Origin of the sequence: Stenotrophomonas sp. PUT21, assembly GCF_052232875.1 — a bacterium.
Classification (GTDB): domain Bacteria; phylum Pseudomonadota; class Gammaproteobacteria; order Xanthomonadales; family Xanthomonadaceae; genus Stenotrophomonas; species Stenotrophomonas maltophilia_N.
This window is the reverse complement of the sequence record NZ_CP197645.1, coordinates 164,991-180,155: the sequence shown is the minus strand read 5'-3', so window position 1 is coordinate 180,155 and position 15,165 is coordinate 164,991. Positions and strand designations below refer to the sequence as shown.

General features: G+C 66.7%; 10 protein-coding genes. 4 read left to right on the top strand and 6 right to left on the bottom strand.

Annotated features, from left to right (window positions below; translation table 11 throughout):
• Positions 1 to 96 precede the first annotated feature (96 nt).
• The 4 genes from ACTT2I_RS00825 to ACTT2I_RS00810 all read right to left on the bottom strand — a co-directional run bounded on the left by ACTT2I_RS00825 (position 97) and on the right by ACTT2I_RS00810 (position 9,027).
• Positions 97 to 2,400 carry a TonB-dependent hemoglobin/transferrin/lactoferrin family receptor gene (locus tag ACTT2I_RS00825; RefSeq protein ID WP_421100250.1) on the bottom strand — a complete coding sequence of 768 codons (2,304 nt, stop codon included), beginning with the start codon at positions 2,398 to 2,400 and terminating at the stop codon, positions 97 to 99.
• A 177-nt stretch (positions 2,401 to 2,577) separates the two neighbouring features.
• On the bottom strand, positions 2,578 to 3,429 hold the full coding sequence (locus ACTT2I_RS00820) for an EF-hand domain-containing protein (RefSeq protein WP_421100251.1): 852 nt from the start codon (positions 3,427 to 3,429) through the stop codon (positions 2,578 to 2,580).
• Positions 3,430 to 3,729: 300 nt separating this feature from the next.
• Positions 3,730 to 6,303 carry a M14 family zinc carboxypeptidase gene (locus ACTT2I_RS00815; RefSeq protein WP_421100299.1) on the bottom strand — a complete coding sequence of 858 codons (2,574 nt, stop codon included), beginning with the start codon at positions 6,301 to 6,303 and terminating at the stop codon, positions 3,730 to 3,732.
• Positions 6,304 to 6,381: 78 nt separating this feature from the next.
• A complete protein-coding gene (locus ACTT2I_RS00810) occupies positions 6,382 to 9,027 on the bottom strand; it encodes a TonB-dependent receptor (RefSeq protein WP_421100300.1) in 2,646 nt (881 codons plus the stop codon).
• A 188-nt stretch (positions 9,028 to 9,215) separates the two neighbouring features.
• Here ACTT2I_RS00810 and queD point away from each other — a divergent pair, with 188 nt between their 5' ends.
• Positions 9,216 to 9,569 carry a 6-carboxytetrahydropterin synthase QueD gene (gene queD / locus ACTT2I_RS00805; protein WP_421100252.1) on the top strand — a complete coding sequence of 118 codons (354 nt, stop codon included), beginning with the start codon at positions 9,216 to 9,218 and terminating at the stop codon, positions 9,567 to 9,569.
• Between the two features lie 150 nt (positions 9,570 to 9,719).
• Positions 9,720 to 10,085, top strand: coding sequence for a phasin family protein (locus tag ACTT2I_RS00800; RefSeq protein ID WP_088432036.1), 366 nt, complete (start codon positions 9,720 to 9,722; stop codon positions 10,083 to 10,085).
• Between the two features lie 94 nt (positions 10,086 to 10,179).
• Here ACTT2I_RS00800 and ACTT2I_RS00795 read toward each other — a convergent pair whose 3' ends face one another.
• Together ACTT2I_RS00795 and ACTT2I_RS00790 are read right to left on the bottom strand one after the other, a co-directional pair.
• Positions 10,180 to 12,024: an asparagine synthetase B family protein gene (locus ACTT2I_RS00795; RefSeq protein WP_443096758.1), complete on the bottom strand. Its 1,845-nt coding sequence runs from the start codon at positions 12,022 to 12,024 to the stop codon at positions 10,180 to 10,182.
• A 150-nt stretch (positions 12,025 to 12,174) separates the two neighbouring features.
• Positions 12,175 to 12,786, bottom strand: coding sequence for a porin family protein (locus ACTT2I_RS00790; RefSeq protein WP_293985089.1), 612 nt, complete (start codon positions 12,784 to 12,786; stop codon positions 12,175 to 12,177).
• A 339-nt stretch (positions 12,787 to 13,125) separates the two neighbouring features.
• On the opposite strand from ACTT2I_RS00790, the gene ACTT2I_RS00785 reads away from it, so the two are divergent.
• Both ACTT2I_RS00785 and ACTT2I_RS00780 read left to right on the top strand, forming a co-directional pair.
• A complete protein-coding gene (locus ACTT2I_RS00785; RefSeq protein ID WP_088432033.1) occupies positions 13,126 to 13,815 on the top strand; it encodes a winged helix-turn-helix domain-containing protein in 690 nt (229 codons plus the stop codon).
• A 4-nt stretch (positions 13,816 to 13,819) separates the two neighbouring features.
• The gene (locus ACTT2I_RS00780; protein WP_172407447.1) at positions 13,820 to 15,151 is read left to right on the top strand and encodes an ATP-binding protein; all 1,332 of its coding nucleotides are present in this window, start codon (positions 13,820 to 13,822) and stop codon (positions 15,149 to 15,151) included.
• The last annotated feature ends 14 nt before the right edge of the window (positions 15,152 to 15,165 follow it).

The window sequence follows — 15,165 nt, the reverse complement described above, 5'->3', positions numbered from 1 at the left end:
AAAAAGGGCGACGCAGCTGCGTCGCCCTTTTTTTATGTGTACGGAGCCGGTGAGTGGCCGGCACTACCGGCCCGGCCCTGGGTAGGCGCCCCTGCGTCAGAAGCTGTAGGCCACCGTGATCCGCGCATTGCGGCCCGGCTCGCTGTAACGGCCGATGCCTTCATCGTTGACGTAGCCGTAGAGCGTGTTGCTGCCCTTGTTGATGTTGCGCACGCGCTGCCAGAGGTAGTACTCCTCGTTGGTCAGGTTGTAGAGGCCGGCACTGAGCTTCCACTGCGGAGTGACGTTCCAGGTGCCGTACAGATCCAGCACAGTGTAGCCGTCGGCCTTGTCGACGAAGGCCGGCGTGGTGACCTTGCCGGTGGCGTCGGTGGTGTAGGCGTCCTTGGCCTTCTTGGCCACGGCGTGGGTGATGCTGGCCGTGACATTCCACACCGGCGAGGGTGCGTAGCGCACGCCCAGTACGGCACTGGCCGGCACGATGCTCTCCAGTGGGTCGCCGTTGCGCTTCTCGCCTTCGCTGTAGGAGGCCGCCAGGCGCGAGGACCATGCATCATTGACCTGCCAGCGGCCCTCCAGTTCCACGCCCTTGACCGTCACTTCGCCGGCGTTGGTCGGCATCGTGTAGTTGCGCGAATACAGCACCGGGCCGGTCGCGGTGGTGCGGAAGCCGCCGGGTACGGACTGCACCAGGTTGGTGTATTCGATGAAGTTCTCGTAACGGTCGCGGAACACCGACAGGCCGAGCTGCGCGCGATCGGTGCTCCAGCGGTAGCCGAACTCGAGATTCAGGCTCTTTTCCGACTCCAGGTCCGGATTGGACACGGTGTCGTTGAGCAGCAGCGGCTGGCCGTTCTGCGCGTTGATCACCTGCGTCGCACTGGTCGGCGAATACATGTCCGCCACGGTCGGCGCACGGAAGCCGCGTCCCACCTGCGCCCACAGCGCATGGTCGGGCAGGAAGCGATACTCGACGCCGGCCTGCCAACTCGGCGAAGCGAAGCTCACATCGCGCACGGTGCCGGTGCGATCCACGAAGGTGGCATCCACCTGCGGCGAATAGTCGTAGCGGTCATAGCGTGCGCCGGCACTGAGGGTCAGCCGTTCGTCCAGCAGCTGCACGCTGTCGCGCAGGTACAGGTTCCAGGCGGTCACATCGGTCTTGGGTACCTGGCGCGGATCGATCTCCACCGAGGCGATGGCGCCGGCGGCATTCCAGCGCGTATCGACGGCGGTGAAATCGATGTCGCGCTGCTGCCAGGCCAGGCCGTAGACCACATCATGGCGCGCGCCTGCGGTGGCAAACACCTTGCTGAAGTCGGCCGCGGCACGGTCCAAGGTCTGCTTGGTCGAGCGGTTCTCGCTGCGCAGGCACGGCGTGGCGCCGCCGGGACAGCCGCTGCCGGCCACGATCGTGGTGATGCCACGGCTGTCAGTGACCTGGCGGTCCACCTGCGCATCCAGCGTATCGAACAGCGCGGTGTCGGCGCGCCACTGGTAGTTCACCCCGTAGCGGTCACGGTCGTTGGTGTCATGGCCTTTGCGCGACAGATAACCCGGCGCATAGACACGCGACAGGTTGTCCACATCGTTGGTGGCGCGGCCGCGCTCGTAGAGGAAGCCCAGCGTGTTGGCGTCGTCCAGCTGCAGGTCGAGCTTGCCGAGCAGGTTGTCGCGCGTGCTGTCGACCGGGTCCGGCGTGCGGCGGCCGACCCCGATGCGGTCGTTCGTGGTGTCGTACCACGACTCGGATTCATGACCTTCGCGGCGGGTGTAGACCAGCATCGATTCGACGATGCCGGTGCGGTTGGCGAAGGTCAGCGTGCCCATGGTTTCGTCGTTGGCACCGGAGTAGCCCGCCTTGAAGCCCAGGTGGGTGTCGTTGCCGGCGGGCTTGAGGTAATCGGCCGGGTCCTTGGTGGTGAACACCACCGCGCCACCGAGCGCGCCGCTGCCGGCGCTGATCGAATCGGCGCCCTTGATCACGGCCAGGCTCTTGAGCGTATCGATGTCCACATCGCCGCGGCCACCGCGGAAGAACTCGTAGGAACGCGCGGTTTCCACCGATTCGCCCAGGCTCAGGCCATCGACGGTGATCGCCACGCGGTCGCTTTCCAGGCCGCGGATGTTGAAGCCGTTGTCGCCGAAGCGGCCCATGTCCACGATGCTGACGCCGGGGATGTAGCGGATGGCTTCTTCCATCGTGTTGGCCATCTCGTTGTCGAGATCGGCCGCGGTCAGCACGGTGACGTTCTGGTTGGCCGAGCGTGTTTTCTTGGCGCGCTCGGCCTGCACGCGCACGGTATCGAGCGTGCTGGCGTCGGCAGCGGTTTCAGCGTGCACGGTGAAGGACAGGCTGGCGGCGACCGCCATGGCCAGCAGGGTGAGGGACGACTTCATGATCAGACTCCGCAGGAGGGAAAGGGAATGGCGTGAACGCCGCGGTGGCGGCGGGCCGTTCCTGGCTGCGGCGATCGGTGGATCGAGCGGGGCTGGGAGGCGCGAGGGCGCGCGGGAAACCACGCGCCGGATTCATCGTTGGCTGATACGTGGGACGTGCGCGGCACGTCCGGGGCGCTAGCGGTTGCCGTTGGCCGAGTGCGCGCCGGCGATCGGCTCGGGATCGCGTGCGTCGACGACGCCATCGCCATTGCTGTCGGCACGGTCGAACATGCGCTTGCCCGAGAGCTGGTACTCGGCGAACGTCATGCGGCCATCGGTGTCCTTGTCCAGCGAGGCGAAGCGCACGCGTGCCTGGCGCTCGGCATCGGCGCGCACGCGCTGGCGCTGCTGGTCCAGGCGGCCTTCGAATTCGGCGGTGTACTCGGCCAACGACAGCGTGCCGTTGCCGTCGGTGTCGGTCGCGGCGAAGCTCGCTGCGCGCACCGCGTCGAACTCCTCGCGATCCACCGCGCCATCCTTGTTGCGGTCGTACAGGTCCAACATGCCATTGGCGGTATGCGAGGTCGGCATCTTCAGCGGATCGCGCGAGGACGCCGCAGCAGTCTCCTGCGTGGCGTTCTGCGACCGCTCGTAGCCGGCCCAGGTGCGTTCGCCAGCGGCGTCGTATTCGGCGCGGCTGATCGCCCCATTGCCGTCGCGGTCCAGTGCCTTGAAGCGGGTGTCGGTCTGGCGCAGGTGGCCGGCGCGTGCATCGGCCAGCCGCACGTCGAAGCGCTGCAGGTATTCGTCGACGTATTCCTGTTCGTCGACATGGCCGTCCTGGTTGCGGTCGGTGTCGGCGTAGCGCTGCTTGCGGAAAGCCTCGAACTGGGCCCAGCTGACGCTGTCGTTGCCCTCGGTGGCGAACTGCGCCAGGAAGGCGGCGGCGGTCGGCGAAACAGTGGTGGCCTTGTTGGCCGGCTGCGCATGGGCGGCCGGCGCCAGCACCAGCGCCAGCACGGCCGCGGTGAGCGGGACGATCTTCATGGTGGTTCCCCTGGAGAAAGGACGGTTACGGTTCGAAAACGCGGACGCTCAATGTGTCGGCGCCGTCGTACATCGGGGTGGCGGTCCGGTCCAGGCTCGCGTAGAGCGCGGCCAGCAACAACGCAGCGATCGGGCGGAACGACATGACGGACTCTCGCGGCCGGGACCGGGCGATCCCGGCGGGCGCCATCGTATGCGTATTGCGAATGATTCGCAATACGGAATTTTCACAGGGGGTGTGACGGGTGTCCAACAACCGGAAACAGCCGACCTGGGTCGGCTGTTTCCGGATCCGACCCCTCAGCCGCGCGGCTTGGTCGGGTTGAGCTGGTTGCCGAAGAAGATCGCGTTCAACAGCAGGCGCTCGGTGCCATGCCAGTACTTGCGGTGGGCCGGGTCATCGGCGAACAGCACCACATTGCCCTGCCCCTGCGGCGACACCAGCAGCCAGGCAGCACCGGCGACCCGGCTGCGGTTGCGCTCAGAGAGGTAACCGTTGACCTTCGGCGTCTCGTCGATGCGCACCACCGTGGAGAACGGGTTGCGGCTGGGCTGGAAGCTCAGGCCGTTTTCCTTGTTCACCGCCAGCTGCCGGCGCGGCACGCCGAAGCCCAGCGGATGGGTAGTGTCCACGTCCGCGCTGAGGATGTTGCCGCTCACGCGCTCGATCGCGGCGATATCACGCTGGTCGCCGAACGCACGTCGTGCTGCCTCCGGCTCCTTTTCCTCCGGCCCCAGCACTTCGTCGCTGAGCTTCTGCTCGATCGCCCAGCGCGCGGCGGTGCCGTAGGTGACCAGCGAGCCCCCGGCGTTGATCCAGCGCTTGAGCGCCGCGACGGCGGTCGCGTCCACGCCGGCATAGGTGCCACCGGCCAGGACGATCGTGGTGTAGCGATCCAGGGCGATCTTGCCCAGCTGGGCCGGGTCGATCTTGCTGGCCGGCAACTGCAGGTGCTGATCAAGCAGGAACCATGCCGAGCCGATCTCGGTGGCACTGACCCCCTCGCCCATCACCAGTGCGACCGCCGGCTTTCGCAGCGCCTTGACGCTGTCGCTGCCCAGGTCGATGCCACCGCGGCTCTGCCCACTGGACAGCGCCTGGATGTGCACGCCACTGCTGCGCGCGGCCGCGTCGACCGCGGCGAGCAGGTCGGCACCGGCCAGCGGCTGGCCAGCCACCGGCACGACCACGCTGCCGTAGCCGAACGATTGCTCGCCCTGCGCGGTGGTTGCGGTGAACGGCTGGAACGCGGCGCGGGTCAGCAGGCCCTTGGCCTGCAGCGCATACAGCGCGCGGCTGGCGTTGTAATCGCGCCAATCGAACACGTAGGCGTAGCCGGCCTGGCCACCGACCACGCCACCGTTGGCGGCCGGCACACTGGCGACGCGCTCGCCACCGGCAATCCGGCTGCGGCTGGCAGCGAAAGCGATGCCGTAGGCCGGCGCGATCGCATAGGAGGTACTGCCGTAGAACACATCGCCCTTGATCGGTGGGGTGTCGGCAAAGATCGAATGCACGAGACGGAACTGCGGCTGCGCCGCCTGCACCACGTAGGCGCTGCCCGGCTCGAAACGCTGCCCCTCCACGGTCACCGGGGCGCTCAGTGCCTGCACGGTGATCTGGTGCTGCAGCAGCAGATCCAGCAGGCGCTGGGTCAGGCCCGGATCGGCCGCATCGCCGAACACGAACGACTTTACCGGCTGCTGGTTGGCCTGCTTCAACGCGGACTGGAAGAACTCCTTCTGCAGCTTGAGCAACCCGTCGCGCTCGGTGACCGCGCCGCGCACCGTGCCCAGCCCGGTGGCTACCTGGTTGCGGATGGTGAAGCCGAAGGTCAGCAGGCCGTTGACCGATTCCTGCACGCGGCCGCGCGAGCTGGCCTGCTCCACGGTCACACCCACTGCACCGTGGAAGTCCGGGTAGGTCGAGCCGTAGACCGGCGAGAAATTGTCGAAGGTCTCCCCGGTGTAGTACAGCGAGCCCAGCGCATCCAGCGACTGTGCGTGGTACTTGGCCAGGGTCTTGTTGAACGCATACGACGCCGCCGGAATCAGCGGGCTGTGCATGCTCGCCGGCGACGGTTCGAAGTAGTAGGTGCTGTCCTTGCCCATCTCGTGGAAGTCGATCTGGACGTTGGGATACCACTGATGGAAATACGCGATCTTCGGCCGCGTGTCCTGCTGGGTCAGCGCCAGCCAGTCGCGGTTGAGGTCGGTGAAGTAGTGATTGGTGCGGCCCTGCGGGAACGGTTCGACATGTTCTTTGTCGGCCGGATCGGCCGAGGCCGGCGAGGACGCGTACGCGTTGTGCCAGCTCGCCGCGCGGTCGCGCCCGTCCGGATTCTGCGCCGGATCGAACAGCACCACCGCCTGCTGCAGCCACTGCGCGGTCTCCGCGCTGCGGTTGGCGACCAGGTAGTAGGCAGTCAGCATCGCCGCTTCACCACTGGAGGTTTCATTGCCGTGCACGCTGTAGCCCAGCCACACCACCACCGGGCTGCTGCCGGCGGCCGCGAGCGGCTGCGCCGGATCGATCAGGGTGACGTGCTGGCGCCGCAGCGCCTCCAGGTTCTGCAGGTTCTGCGCCGAGGTCACCGTGGCGATCAGCAGCGGGCGGCCCTCGTAACTGCGGCCGATCTCCTCGACCTTGATCTTGTCGGAGTGCCTGGCCAGTTCGTTGAAATAGGCCACCAGCTGATCGTGCCGCGTGTAGCGGCTGCCGATCTCATAGCCAAGGAACTGCTGCGGGGTCGGCACGGCGGGATCGAAATCACCGCCGGCCGGGAAGAAATACGCGCTCTGCGCGGACGCAGGCGCAGCGGACAGGCACAGCACCAGCGCCAGCCAGGCGATGGGAGAGAGCAGACGTTGCAGAGACACAGCGATTCCCCGGGAGACGGGCCGGTTCCTTCCGGCCCTGTGGATGCGCACGCTCCGGTGCAGTGGACAAGGTCAGAAGCGGTAGTCGAAGCCGACCGTGAAGTAGCGGCCGCGCAGGTCGTACTGACTGAAGTCGTACGGCGCGCGGATGCCCGGGAACGAGGCGTCGTAGGGCGGTTCCTCGTCGGCCAGGTTCTGGATCTTCGCGTACAGGGTCAGCTTGTCGATGCCGGTGTAGCCCAGGTACAGATCGAACTGGTTGTACGCATCCACGCGGTCCTGCACGGCGGTGGCCGCGGCGCCGGCCTTCTGGTCGTAGCCGCTGGTGTAGTACCAGGTCAGCGCGGTGCGGAAGTCGCCGTAGCTCCAATCGAAGGTGGTGGTCGCCTTGTTCTTGGGCAGGGTGGCGCCGAGGTTGCTGCCGGCGTAATCCACCAGCGGACCACCGACCACGGTGGGGCGGCTGTAGTCGCGCACGTGGGTGAAGGCGGTGCTCAGGCCGAAGTCGCCCGCGCGCTCGGTCGGGAAGCGCTGGCGCAGCTCGACATCGAAGCCGGAGGTCTTCAGCTCGCTCAGGTTCTGGTAGCGGTTGTAGACCGCCAGCAGCTTGCCGCGCTCATCGCGCAGCACCGCGCCGGGAACGTTGTCGGTCACCAGGGTCTGGGTGTTGTTGGTGCCCACCAGGTTCTCCAGCTCGATGCGGTAGTAGTCCACGCTCAGGCTGGTGTTGGACCACGGCGACAGCACGATGCCGGCGTTGAAGCTCTTGGTGCGTTCGGGCTTGAGGTCGTTGTTGCCGACGGTGAAGAAGGTCGGGTTCTGCCGCGAGCCCGGCACGTCCGGGTCGCGCGGATCGATCACGCTGCCGTAGGCGATGCTAGTGCTGTTGGAGTTCTCCGACAGCGACGGCGCCCGGAAACCCTTGGAGGCGGCGGCGCGCACCAGCAGGATGTCCCACGGCTGCCAGCGCAGGCTCAGCTTGGGCGAGAAGGCATCGCCAAAGTCGCTGTAGTGATCGGCGCGCGCGGCCGCCTGCAGTTCCAGGCGCTCGGCCAGCGGCACGTTCACCTCGGCATAGGCCGCGCTGACCTTGCGCTCACCGTGAACCTCGGCGATCGCCGGGCGGATCTGCAGGCCCGCATCGATCTGCCAGGGGTTGTTGGAATCGAGCTTCTCGCGGCGCCATTCGGCACCCGCGGCAAACCCGATCTCACCCGCCCAGGTGTGGCCGATCGCACCGGAGATCTTGGCATCCACGCCCTGCAGCACCGACTCGGCCGGGCGCAGCGTGCTGATGTTGATCGCGTTGAGCACGTCCTGCGGGGTGGCTGCGGGATTGAGCAGGTTGTAGCTGCCGGTGGCGAGGGCATCGGCCAGCGCATAGCGGTTGGCGAAGCCACCGGAGACAGTCTCGCGCTCACTGCTGCGCGCGCCGAACGCGCCCACTTCCCAATCCCAGTTCTGCAGGCTGCCACGCAGCCCGACCAGGCCGCGGTACGCCTGCGAGCGGTTGGTCTTGATGGTCGCGCCGAGGTTGAAGAAGGTGTACTCGATCGGCACCGCGCGGCCGTACGGGTTGTACGGGCTGCTGGCCGGCAGGTTCGACGATACCGGCTCGGCCAGGCCGGTATCGGCGTTGAGCGCGAAGCGGCCGCTTTCCAAGGTGAAGAACGGGCTGCTGCCGAACCAGGCAACGCCCTTGATGTCGCTGTAGAGCACTTCACCGAAGGCTTCCACGTTGTCGTTCACCCGGAAGGTGCCGTTGACGTAGGCCTGGTAACGCTTGGTCGAAGGGATCAGCGTGGTGTACGGCGCCTGGTTGAAGCCGCAGGTATTGCCGGCCAGGCCATCGATCGGCGCGCTGGCCACCAGCGTGGTGCCGTCGGGGCAGTTGCCGTTGGCATCGAGCATGGGCACCGAGGTGCCGTTGACCAGATAGCGCGCACCCTTGGCCGACCAGCCGTTCCAGCGGCCGCCGGGCTTGTCGGTGTAGATGCCCGACTTGGTCAGGTCGCGCTGGTCCTGGTCCAGGCGCTCGCGGTTGTAGCCTTCCAGGCTGACCAGGATGTTGTAGCCGTCCGTGTCCAAGTCACCAATGCCACCGATGAACTTCAGGTTCTGCTCGTCGAGTCCCCCCTGATCGGCGGTGCCGAGGCTGCCACCGAGTTCGGCGCCTTCGAAATTCTGCCGGGTGATGATGTTGACCACGCCGGCCACGGCATCGGAGCCGTACACGGCCGAAGCGCCGTCCTTGAGCACTTCGATGCGCTCCACGGCGACCAGCGGCAGCGCGTTGAGATTGACGAAGGTGTCCGACAGGCCGCCGGCCGGGAAGCCGTAGTTGGCCAGGCGGCGGCCGTTGAGCAGCACCAGGGTGTTCTTCTGCGACAGGCCGCGCAGGCCGATGCCGGCCGAACCGGAGGCCCAGCCGTTGTTGGTGGTTTCGTTGTTGGCGTTGCCGGTGTTGGCCGAGATCGAGCGCAGCAGGTCGGCGACGGTGGCCTTGCCGGTCTCCTCCAGTTGCTGGCGCTCGATCACCTGCACCGGGTTGGCCGACTCGGTGTCAGTGCGTTTGATGTTGGATCCGGTGACCCGCACGGCGGCGAGGGTCTTGCTGTCGCCGGTGGCGGCGGCATCGGGGGCGGCGTCGGCGAACGCGGTCAAAGGCGTTGCCAGAGCGACGGACAGCGCCGCTACGAGAAGAGTGTGCTTGGGCATGAACTTCAGTGGGGTGGTGGACGACAAGTTCCGCAGTAGTCCATGTCTGGCTGAACCACGGCCAATAACATCTCTTCATACGGATATAAGAGAAACTAACATCTCTTCATCCGGATGGAAATGTTTTAGTGAGCAAAAATTAACGAACGGGACCCGCGCCCTCCCCGGCCCACCGCTACAATGCGGGCATGGAAATCTTCAAAGTCTTTACCCTCGAGGCCGCTCACCACCTGCCCAACGTGCCCCCGGGCCACAAGTGCGCGCGCCTGCACGGCCACTCGTTCCGGGTGGAACTGAAGGTGGAAGGCGAGCCCGGCGAGCAGACCGGCTGGATCATGGATTTCGGCGACGTCAAAGCCGCCTTCCAGCCGATCTACGATCGCCTGGACCACCACTACCTCAACGACATTCCCGGCCTGGAGAACCCGACCAGCGAGCGGCTGGCGATATGGATCTGGAACGAGCTCAAGCCGGGGTTGCCTGCGCTGAGCGAAGTCACCGTGCACGAAACCTGCACCTCCGGCTGCCGCTATCGCGGTTGATCGTTTCCGGGGATGCCATGCCATCCCCTTGATCCTGAAGCATTTCTGACCGCCACCGGGCAAATCCGGACCGGTTCGGGAAAAATATGTTGCATCGCAATATTTTCAGCGTATGCTGCATTGCATCAACGTTCTCGAACCGTCCTGACCATGGCGTCCGCGTTCACCGATTCCTTCAGCGACTACACCCGCCAGCTGGCCGCCACGGCCACGCGTGCCAACCGGCTCGCGCTGGAAAATGCCGAAAGCATGTTCGGGGTGCAGCTGAAGACGCTGGAGAAGAACATCACCGCCACCAGCGGATTTTTCGGTGAAATCGTGCAGTCACAGGATGCTGGCACGCTGCAGTCGCTGCTGCCCAAAGGCGCGCAACTGGCACGTGACAACCTCGCCCGTTGGACCAGCGCCAGCCAGGAAGTGGCCGGCCTGGGGCTGAAGGCCTCCGAAGCCTTCGGCGAACTCGCCCGGCAGCCGTTCGCGGCCGCCACGCCCAGCGCAGGCAAGACCCGCGGCTGAGCCGGACAACATCGAATTTGCGTGGGTCCCTCCCCCCACGCAATCCCAGACCCGACAGAACCCTCCCTCTGTCGGGTCTTTTTTTGGGCGCTGTTCAGGCCTCGGCCACCGCGCGCCGATGGCGCTCCAGCCACGCCTGGAACATCAGGATCGGCCCCAGGTGCGTGTGCCACTTGCGCCGGCCGTCGCAGAACTCCGCCCATATCCGCGCGACCTTGCCCGCGTCGAAGTAGCCTTCGCGGCGCAGTCGCTGCTCATCGAGCAAGGCATTGGCCCACGGAAACAGCGGTCCCGCCAGCCACGCCGCGACCGGGGGACCGAAGCCCATCTTCGGCCGATACACCAGCCGTTCCGGCAGATGCCGCGACAGCAACTGCTTGAGGATCCATTTGTGTTCGCCGTCTGCGAACGTGAGGCGGCCAGGCAGCGACCAGGCAAAGCGTGCCACGGCCGGGTCCAGCAATGGCGAACGGGTCTCAAGCCCATGCGCCGCGCCAGCGCGATCGATCTTGGTCAGGATGCCGTTGCCCAGATCCATCAGGAAATCCAGGTATTGCACACGGTCCGCCGGATCGCCCGCCTCCAGCCAACGCCCGCGATCGGTGAACACCGTGCCCGGCTCGCGTGCGTGCAGCACTACCCGCGCCGGATCGCGCCAGCGCGAGACCCGCAACAGGTAATGCCCTTCCACGCTGTCGGCGCCCAGTTCCGAACGCAGGGCTGGCCAGCCGCCCAGCCGCGCCCGCTCCGGGTCCGCCGCAGGCCACCGCCGCAACAGGCTGCGCAACGGCGCAGGCACACGTTCGTTCCAGGCCGCATTCCGAATGGCGCGCTGGTACGCACCGTGCCCGTGGAAGAGCTCATCCCCGCCGTCGCCGGTCATCACGACACGGTGGCGATTGGCCACCAGCATGCTGGCCAGCAGGGTCGGCACCTGCGAGGCATCGGCGAACGGTTCGCACCAGATGTCCGGCAGCGCCGCCACCAGGGTGGCCGCCTCACCCCGGCGCAGGATGTGACGGGTGTGCCGGGTGCCAAGCCGGGCGGCCACCTGGTCCGCCCAGTCGGCTTCGTCGTGCCGCGGATCATCGAAGCCGACCGTGAAGGTGTCGATCGGTCGGGTGGACTGTGATTGCAGGACCGCGGTGACCAGCGACGAATCCGTCCCCCCGGAAAGGAACGCCGCCGCGTTGCCATCGCGTGGCGTCCGCCGCGCCACGGCCTGGTGCAGCACCATCTCCAACCGCTCCAGCGCATCGTCACTGGAGACCGGCATGTGCGCGCGCTCATCGATGGCCGCTCGGATGTCCTCGCGGGCGTCCCAGTAGCGGCGACCGCCGGCGTGATCGCAGTGGGCCTGTGCCCCCGCGGCGCGAATGGCCGGGGTGAGCCGGACCACGCATCCCGCGGCGACCTTGAAGACACCCTGCTGGATGCTGTGCGGCGCGGGAATGTAGCCAAAGCGCAGCAGCAGCGGCAGCGCATCGCGATTGATCGGTGCCTGGAAGCCGGGATAGCCATGCAGCGAGCCCAGCCCCACGCCGAACAGCAGATCGCCGTGGCACCACCCGTAGTACAGCGGCCGCGCGCCGACCCGGTCGCGGGCCAGCCACAGGACGTGTTCCTGACGGTCCCATACGGCCAGCGCGAAGTCCCCATCGCACTCCGTCAACGTGCGCTGCAGTCCTCGGGCCGCGATGGAGAGCAGCAGCAGCGTCGTATCGTCCTCGCTGGCTCCCACCGACGACGCAAACTCGCGCTGCAACGCCGCACGGGTGTACAGCGTACCGTCCAGGCACAACACATAGCGCCCGCAGGCGGATTGCTGCGGCGACGATGGGGTGCCCCCCACGCTGTGCAGTCGCGCCAGCGCCACGCCGTGGCTCTGGTCGTACCAGGTCGACGGCGTGCGACCGCCGTGGCGCAACGTCGCACTCATCGCGTCCAAGCGTTGCGGCAAGCCAGCGGAACATTTTCCAGGGCGCACGACGACGCCACAGATACCACTCATACGAAACTCTCTCCTGCCAGGATCGCGGAAAGGCGACCCCCGACCGCAGCGGGTCGGGGGCGGCGATGGCGTTGCCGATCAGAAGGCGTAGGACATGCCCACGTTCCAGGTGTTGAGGCGCATCTTTTCCACGCCGGCCGCCTGTTGGACCTTCTTGTTGGCCGACATCGGGATCGTGTACTCGGCGCGCAACGCGAGCGCATCGGTCAGGTACACGTTGGCACCGGCGCTGGGCGTGGTCGCAAATTTGCTCTGCCGGGTCGTCTTGACGTCGGTCCCCTTGGGCGGCAGGAAGCTCTGCTGGCGGCTGCCAACGGCCACCTTGCCGAACAACTCGACACGTTCACCGATCGGCATCAAGGCCAGGCCACCCACGTTGAGCGAACGGCTGGAGAAATTCGCCGTGCCCGGATCCTTGCTGCGACGATTGCCGATGGTGTTGTCGAAGGAGCCTTCGGCCGCCAGGAACGGGCTGAAGCGATACCCAGCGCCAACGCTGTAGCTCGCCCCGGAACTACGCTGCTTGCGCTTGGTACCCGGTGCCACGTCGGCGGCGGGAATCTTCCAGCTGGCCTGGGTCTTGCCGAGGCCACCGTAGACGTAGGCGCCCTCGCGATCCGCGGGAGAAGCCTGGGCCGCGGTGGCGACCAGGGCCAACGAGAGGGCAATGAGGGAACGCTTGAGGTACATGGATGACTCCGTGGTTGGGAGTGCACAGCGTGGGTTCGCGGCAGGACCATGTCAGTGCAGCGCGCGTGTGTCCCGCGCAACCGTTCTCGACCGTGTGTAACCGGGCGTGACAGCGGGCCGGACGCGACACTCGGGCAGCTGTTCCGTGCTGTCGCGGGCACGCCATCAAATCGCCCGATCACGACATCCATGGACGCTATCCACCGCAGATTCGCCGCCTCCCTGCACCACGCGTGCTGCCTGGATGAACCGGCTGACGGGTCCGTTCAGCGCAGGCCTCGGCGCCCTGTCGTGCTGCCTTAGGATCGCGCCAGGTCAGGAAGACAAGGCTGGGCCGCAATGGTGGATATCGTGCTGGTGGAGGATGACGAGCGTCTGGGCGCTCTGGTCAGCGGCTATCTCTCGCGCCATGGCTACGACGTGGTGCACGAGCTCAGCGGTGAAGGCGCGGTGGAGCGCATTCCCGGCCTGGACCCGGCGGTGGTGCTGTTGGATGTGACCCTGCCCGGCATGGATGGGTTCGCCGTCTGCGCCGCGATCCGCCCACGTTTCAGCGGAGTGATCTGCATGCTGACCGCCCGCACCGACGATATCGACCAAGTGCTTGGGCTGGAGCTGGGTGCGGATGACTACATCGGCAAGCCGATCGAGCCGCGGGTGCTGCTGGCGCGTGTGCGCGCGCACCTGCGTCGCGACAGCAGCCAGCGCCAGACGCGCCCGAGCCTGTGCTTCGGGCAGCTTCGCATCGAACGCGATACCCGCGAGGTGACGCTGCTGGGCGAACGGGTTGAATTGACCACGGCCGAATTCGATCTGCTGCTGTGCCTGGCCGACAGCGCAGGCACGATACTCAGCCGCGATGACCTGCTGCGCGACCTGCGCGGGATCGGTTTTGACGGCCTGGACCGTTCGATCGATGCCCGCATCTCGCGGCTGCGACGCAAGCTCGGCGACGTGGGGGAAGTGCCCGACCGGATCAAGACCATCCGCAGCAAGGGCTATCTGTTCAATCGCGCCGGATGGAGCTGACGGGATGGTGCGACGCCGCCCATCCGCACAGCGCAAGGGTCACTTCCGCCTGTTCCTGCGCTATTGCCTGGGCTTCGTGCTGGCCTACCTGGTGCTGATCGCCTCGGGGCTGTATCTATGGGCAACCCTCACCGAGCAGGGCGAAGACCAGCAGATCCGAACACAGCTGCAGGGCACACAGCATCTTCTGCACGCACGCTATGCCGATACGCCGCAGGCAGACTGGCCGCAGCTCACCCGGCACCTGCAGATGCAGTTCGCCTACCCGCTGCAGGTCATGGCGCTGGCCGAGGCGCCGCACGTCCTGGATGCGCCGTCGCTGGAGCATCTGGACCAGGGTGGATTGGTGCTCTCGCCGGACGGACGCTTCAGTTACCAGCGGCTTCCCGGCTCCGCACAGGTCCTGGTGCTGGGCGATTTCTCCGAGCCCGAGCAGGCCGATGTTGCCTGGTACGACAGTGAAAACGTGGATACGGCGGTGATGATCAGCATCTTCATCATCGCCATCGCATTGCCCCTGTATTTCCTGGTGTACCGGCTGTGGCGCGATGTCTATGCGCTTGGGCACATGGCACTGGCGATCCAACAGGGAGAGCTGGCCGTCGCGGCGCCTGCCGTCAGTACCCACCTCGTGCGGCCGCTGCGTGAGGCGCTGTCCAGCATGGCTGCGCAATTGCAGGACGTGATGGATGGGCAGCGGATCCTGTCCCAGGCGGTCGCCCACGAAACGCGTACGCCATTGGCACGCATGCGTTTCGCCCTGGCCATGATGCAGATCGGCGAGGAGGACCCGGAAGGGGTGGAGCTGCTGGACGGCCTGAAGACCGATGTGGCGCGGCTGGAGCAACTGGCCACCGCTGGCGTGACCTACGCACAGTTCGGCCGCAGCCCCCGGGTCACCACGCACCGGCTGGACATCCTGCGGTTGTTCGAGGCGCTCGAGGAGCGCTTTCCAGCCACCGGCGGCAACGGCCCCAGGCTCTGCTTCCAACCCCCTCATCAGCGCACGCTGGTGGCCAACCGCGATGCGCTGATGCTGGCGCTGGGCAACCTGATCGGCAACGCACGGCGTCACGCCGTGAGTCAGGTGGTTGTCAGCCTGCATGTCGCCGAACCGGGGCTGGTCATCGCCGTGGATGACGATGGGCCGGGCGTGGCCCCGGCCGACCGTGAGCGCATCTTCCAGCCTTACGTGCAGCTGCAGCGGCACCCCGACGGCTTCGGACTCGGGCTGGCCCTGGTCCACATCATCGCCACCAAGCACGGTGGCAGCGCGGATGTGTGCGATTCGGTGCTCGGCGGCGCGCGCTTCCGGCTGCGGCTGCCACAGGCCTGAGCCGGCCGCGCGCT

What these genes read in the sequence shown, in the direction of transcription:
- ACTT2I_RS00820 (WP_421100251.1), bottom strand. Translation starts at nt 3,429, where the DNA reads ATGAAGATCGTCCCGCTCACCGCGGCCGTGCTGGCGCTGGTGCTGGCG.
- ACTT2I_RS00800 (WP_088432036.1), top strand. Translation starts at nt 9,720, where the DNA reads ATGGCGTCCGCGTTCACCGATTCCTTCAGCGACTACACCCGCCAGCTG.
- ACTT2I_RS00785 (WP_088432033.1), top strand. Translation starts at nt 13,126, where the DNA reads ATGGTGGATATCGTGCTGGTGGAGGATGACGAGCGTCTGGGCGCTCTG.
- ACTT2I_RS00810 (WP_421100300.1), bottom strand. Translation starts at nt 9,027, where the DNA reads ATGCCCAAGCACACTCTTCTCGTAGCGGCGCTGTCCGTCGCTCTGGCA.
- queD (WP_421100252.1), top strand. Translation starts at nt 9,216, where the DNA reads ATGGAAATCTTCAAAGTCTTTACCCTCGAGGCCGCTCACCACCTGCCC.
- ACTT2I_RS00795 (WP_443096758.1), bottom strand. Translation starts at nt 12,024, where the DNA reads ATGAGTGCGACGTTGCGCCACGGCGGTCGCACGCCGTCGACCTGGTAC.
- ACTT2I_RS00825 (WP_421100250.1), bottom strand. Translation starts at nt 2,400, where the DNA reads ATGAAGTCGTCCCTCACCCTGCTGGCCATGGCGGTCGCCGCCAGCCTG.
- ACTT2I_RS00780 (WP_172407447.1), top strand. Translation starts at nt 13,820, where the DNA reads ATGGTGCGACGCCGCCCATCCGCACAGCGCAAGGGTCACTTCCGCCTG.
- ACTT2I_RS00790 (WP_293985089.1), bottom strand. Translation starts at nt 12,786, where the DNA reads ATGTACCTCAAGCGTTCCCTCATTGCCCTCTCGTTGGCCCTGGTCGCC.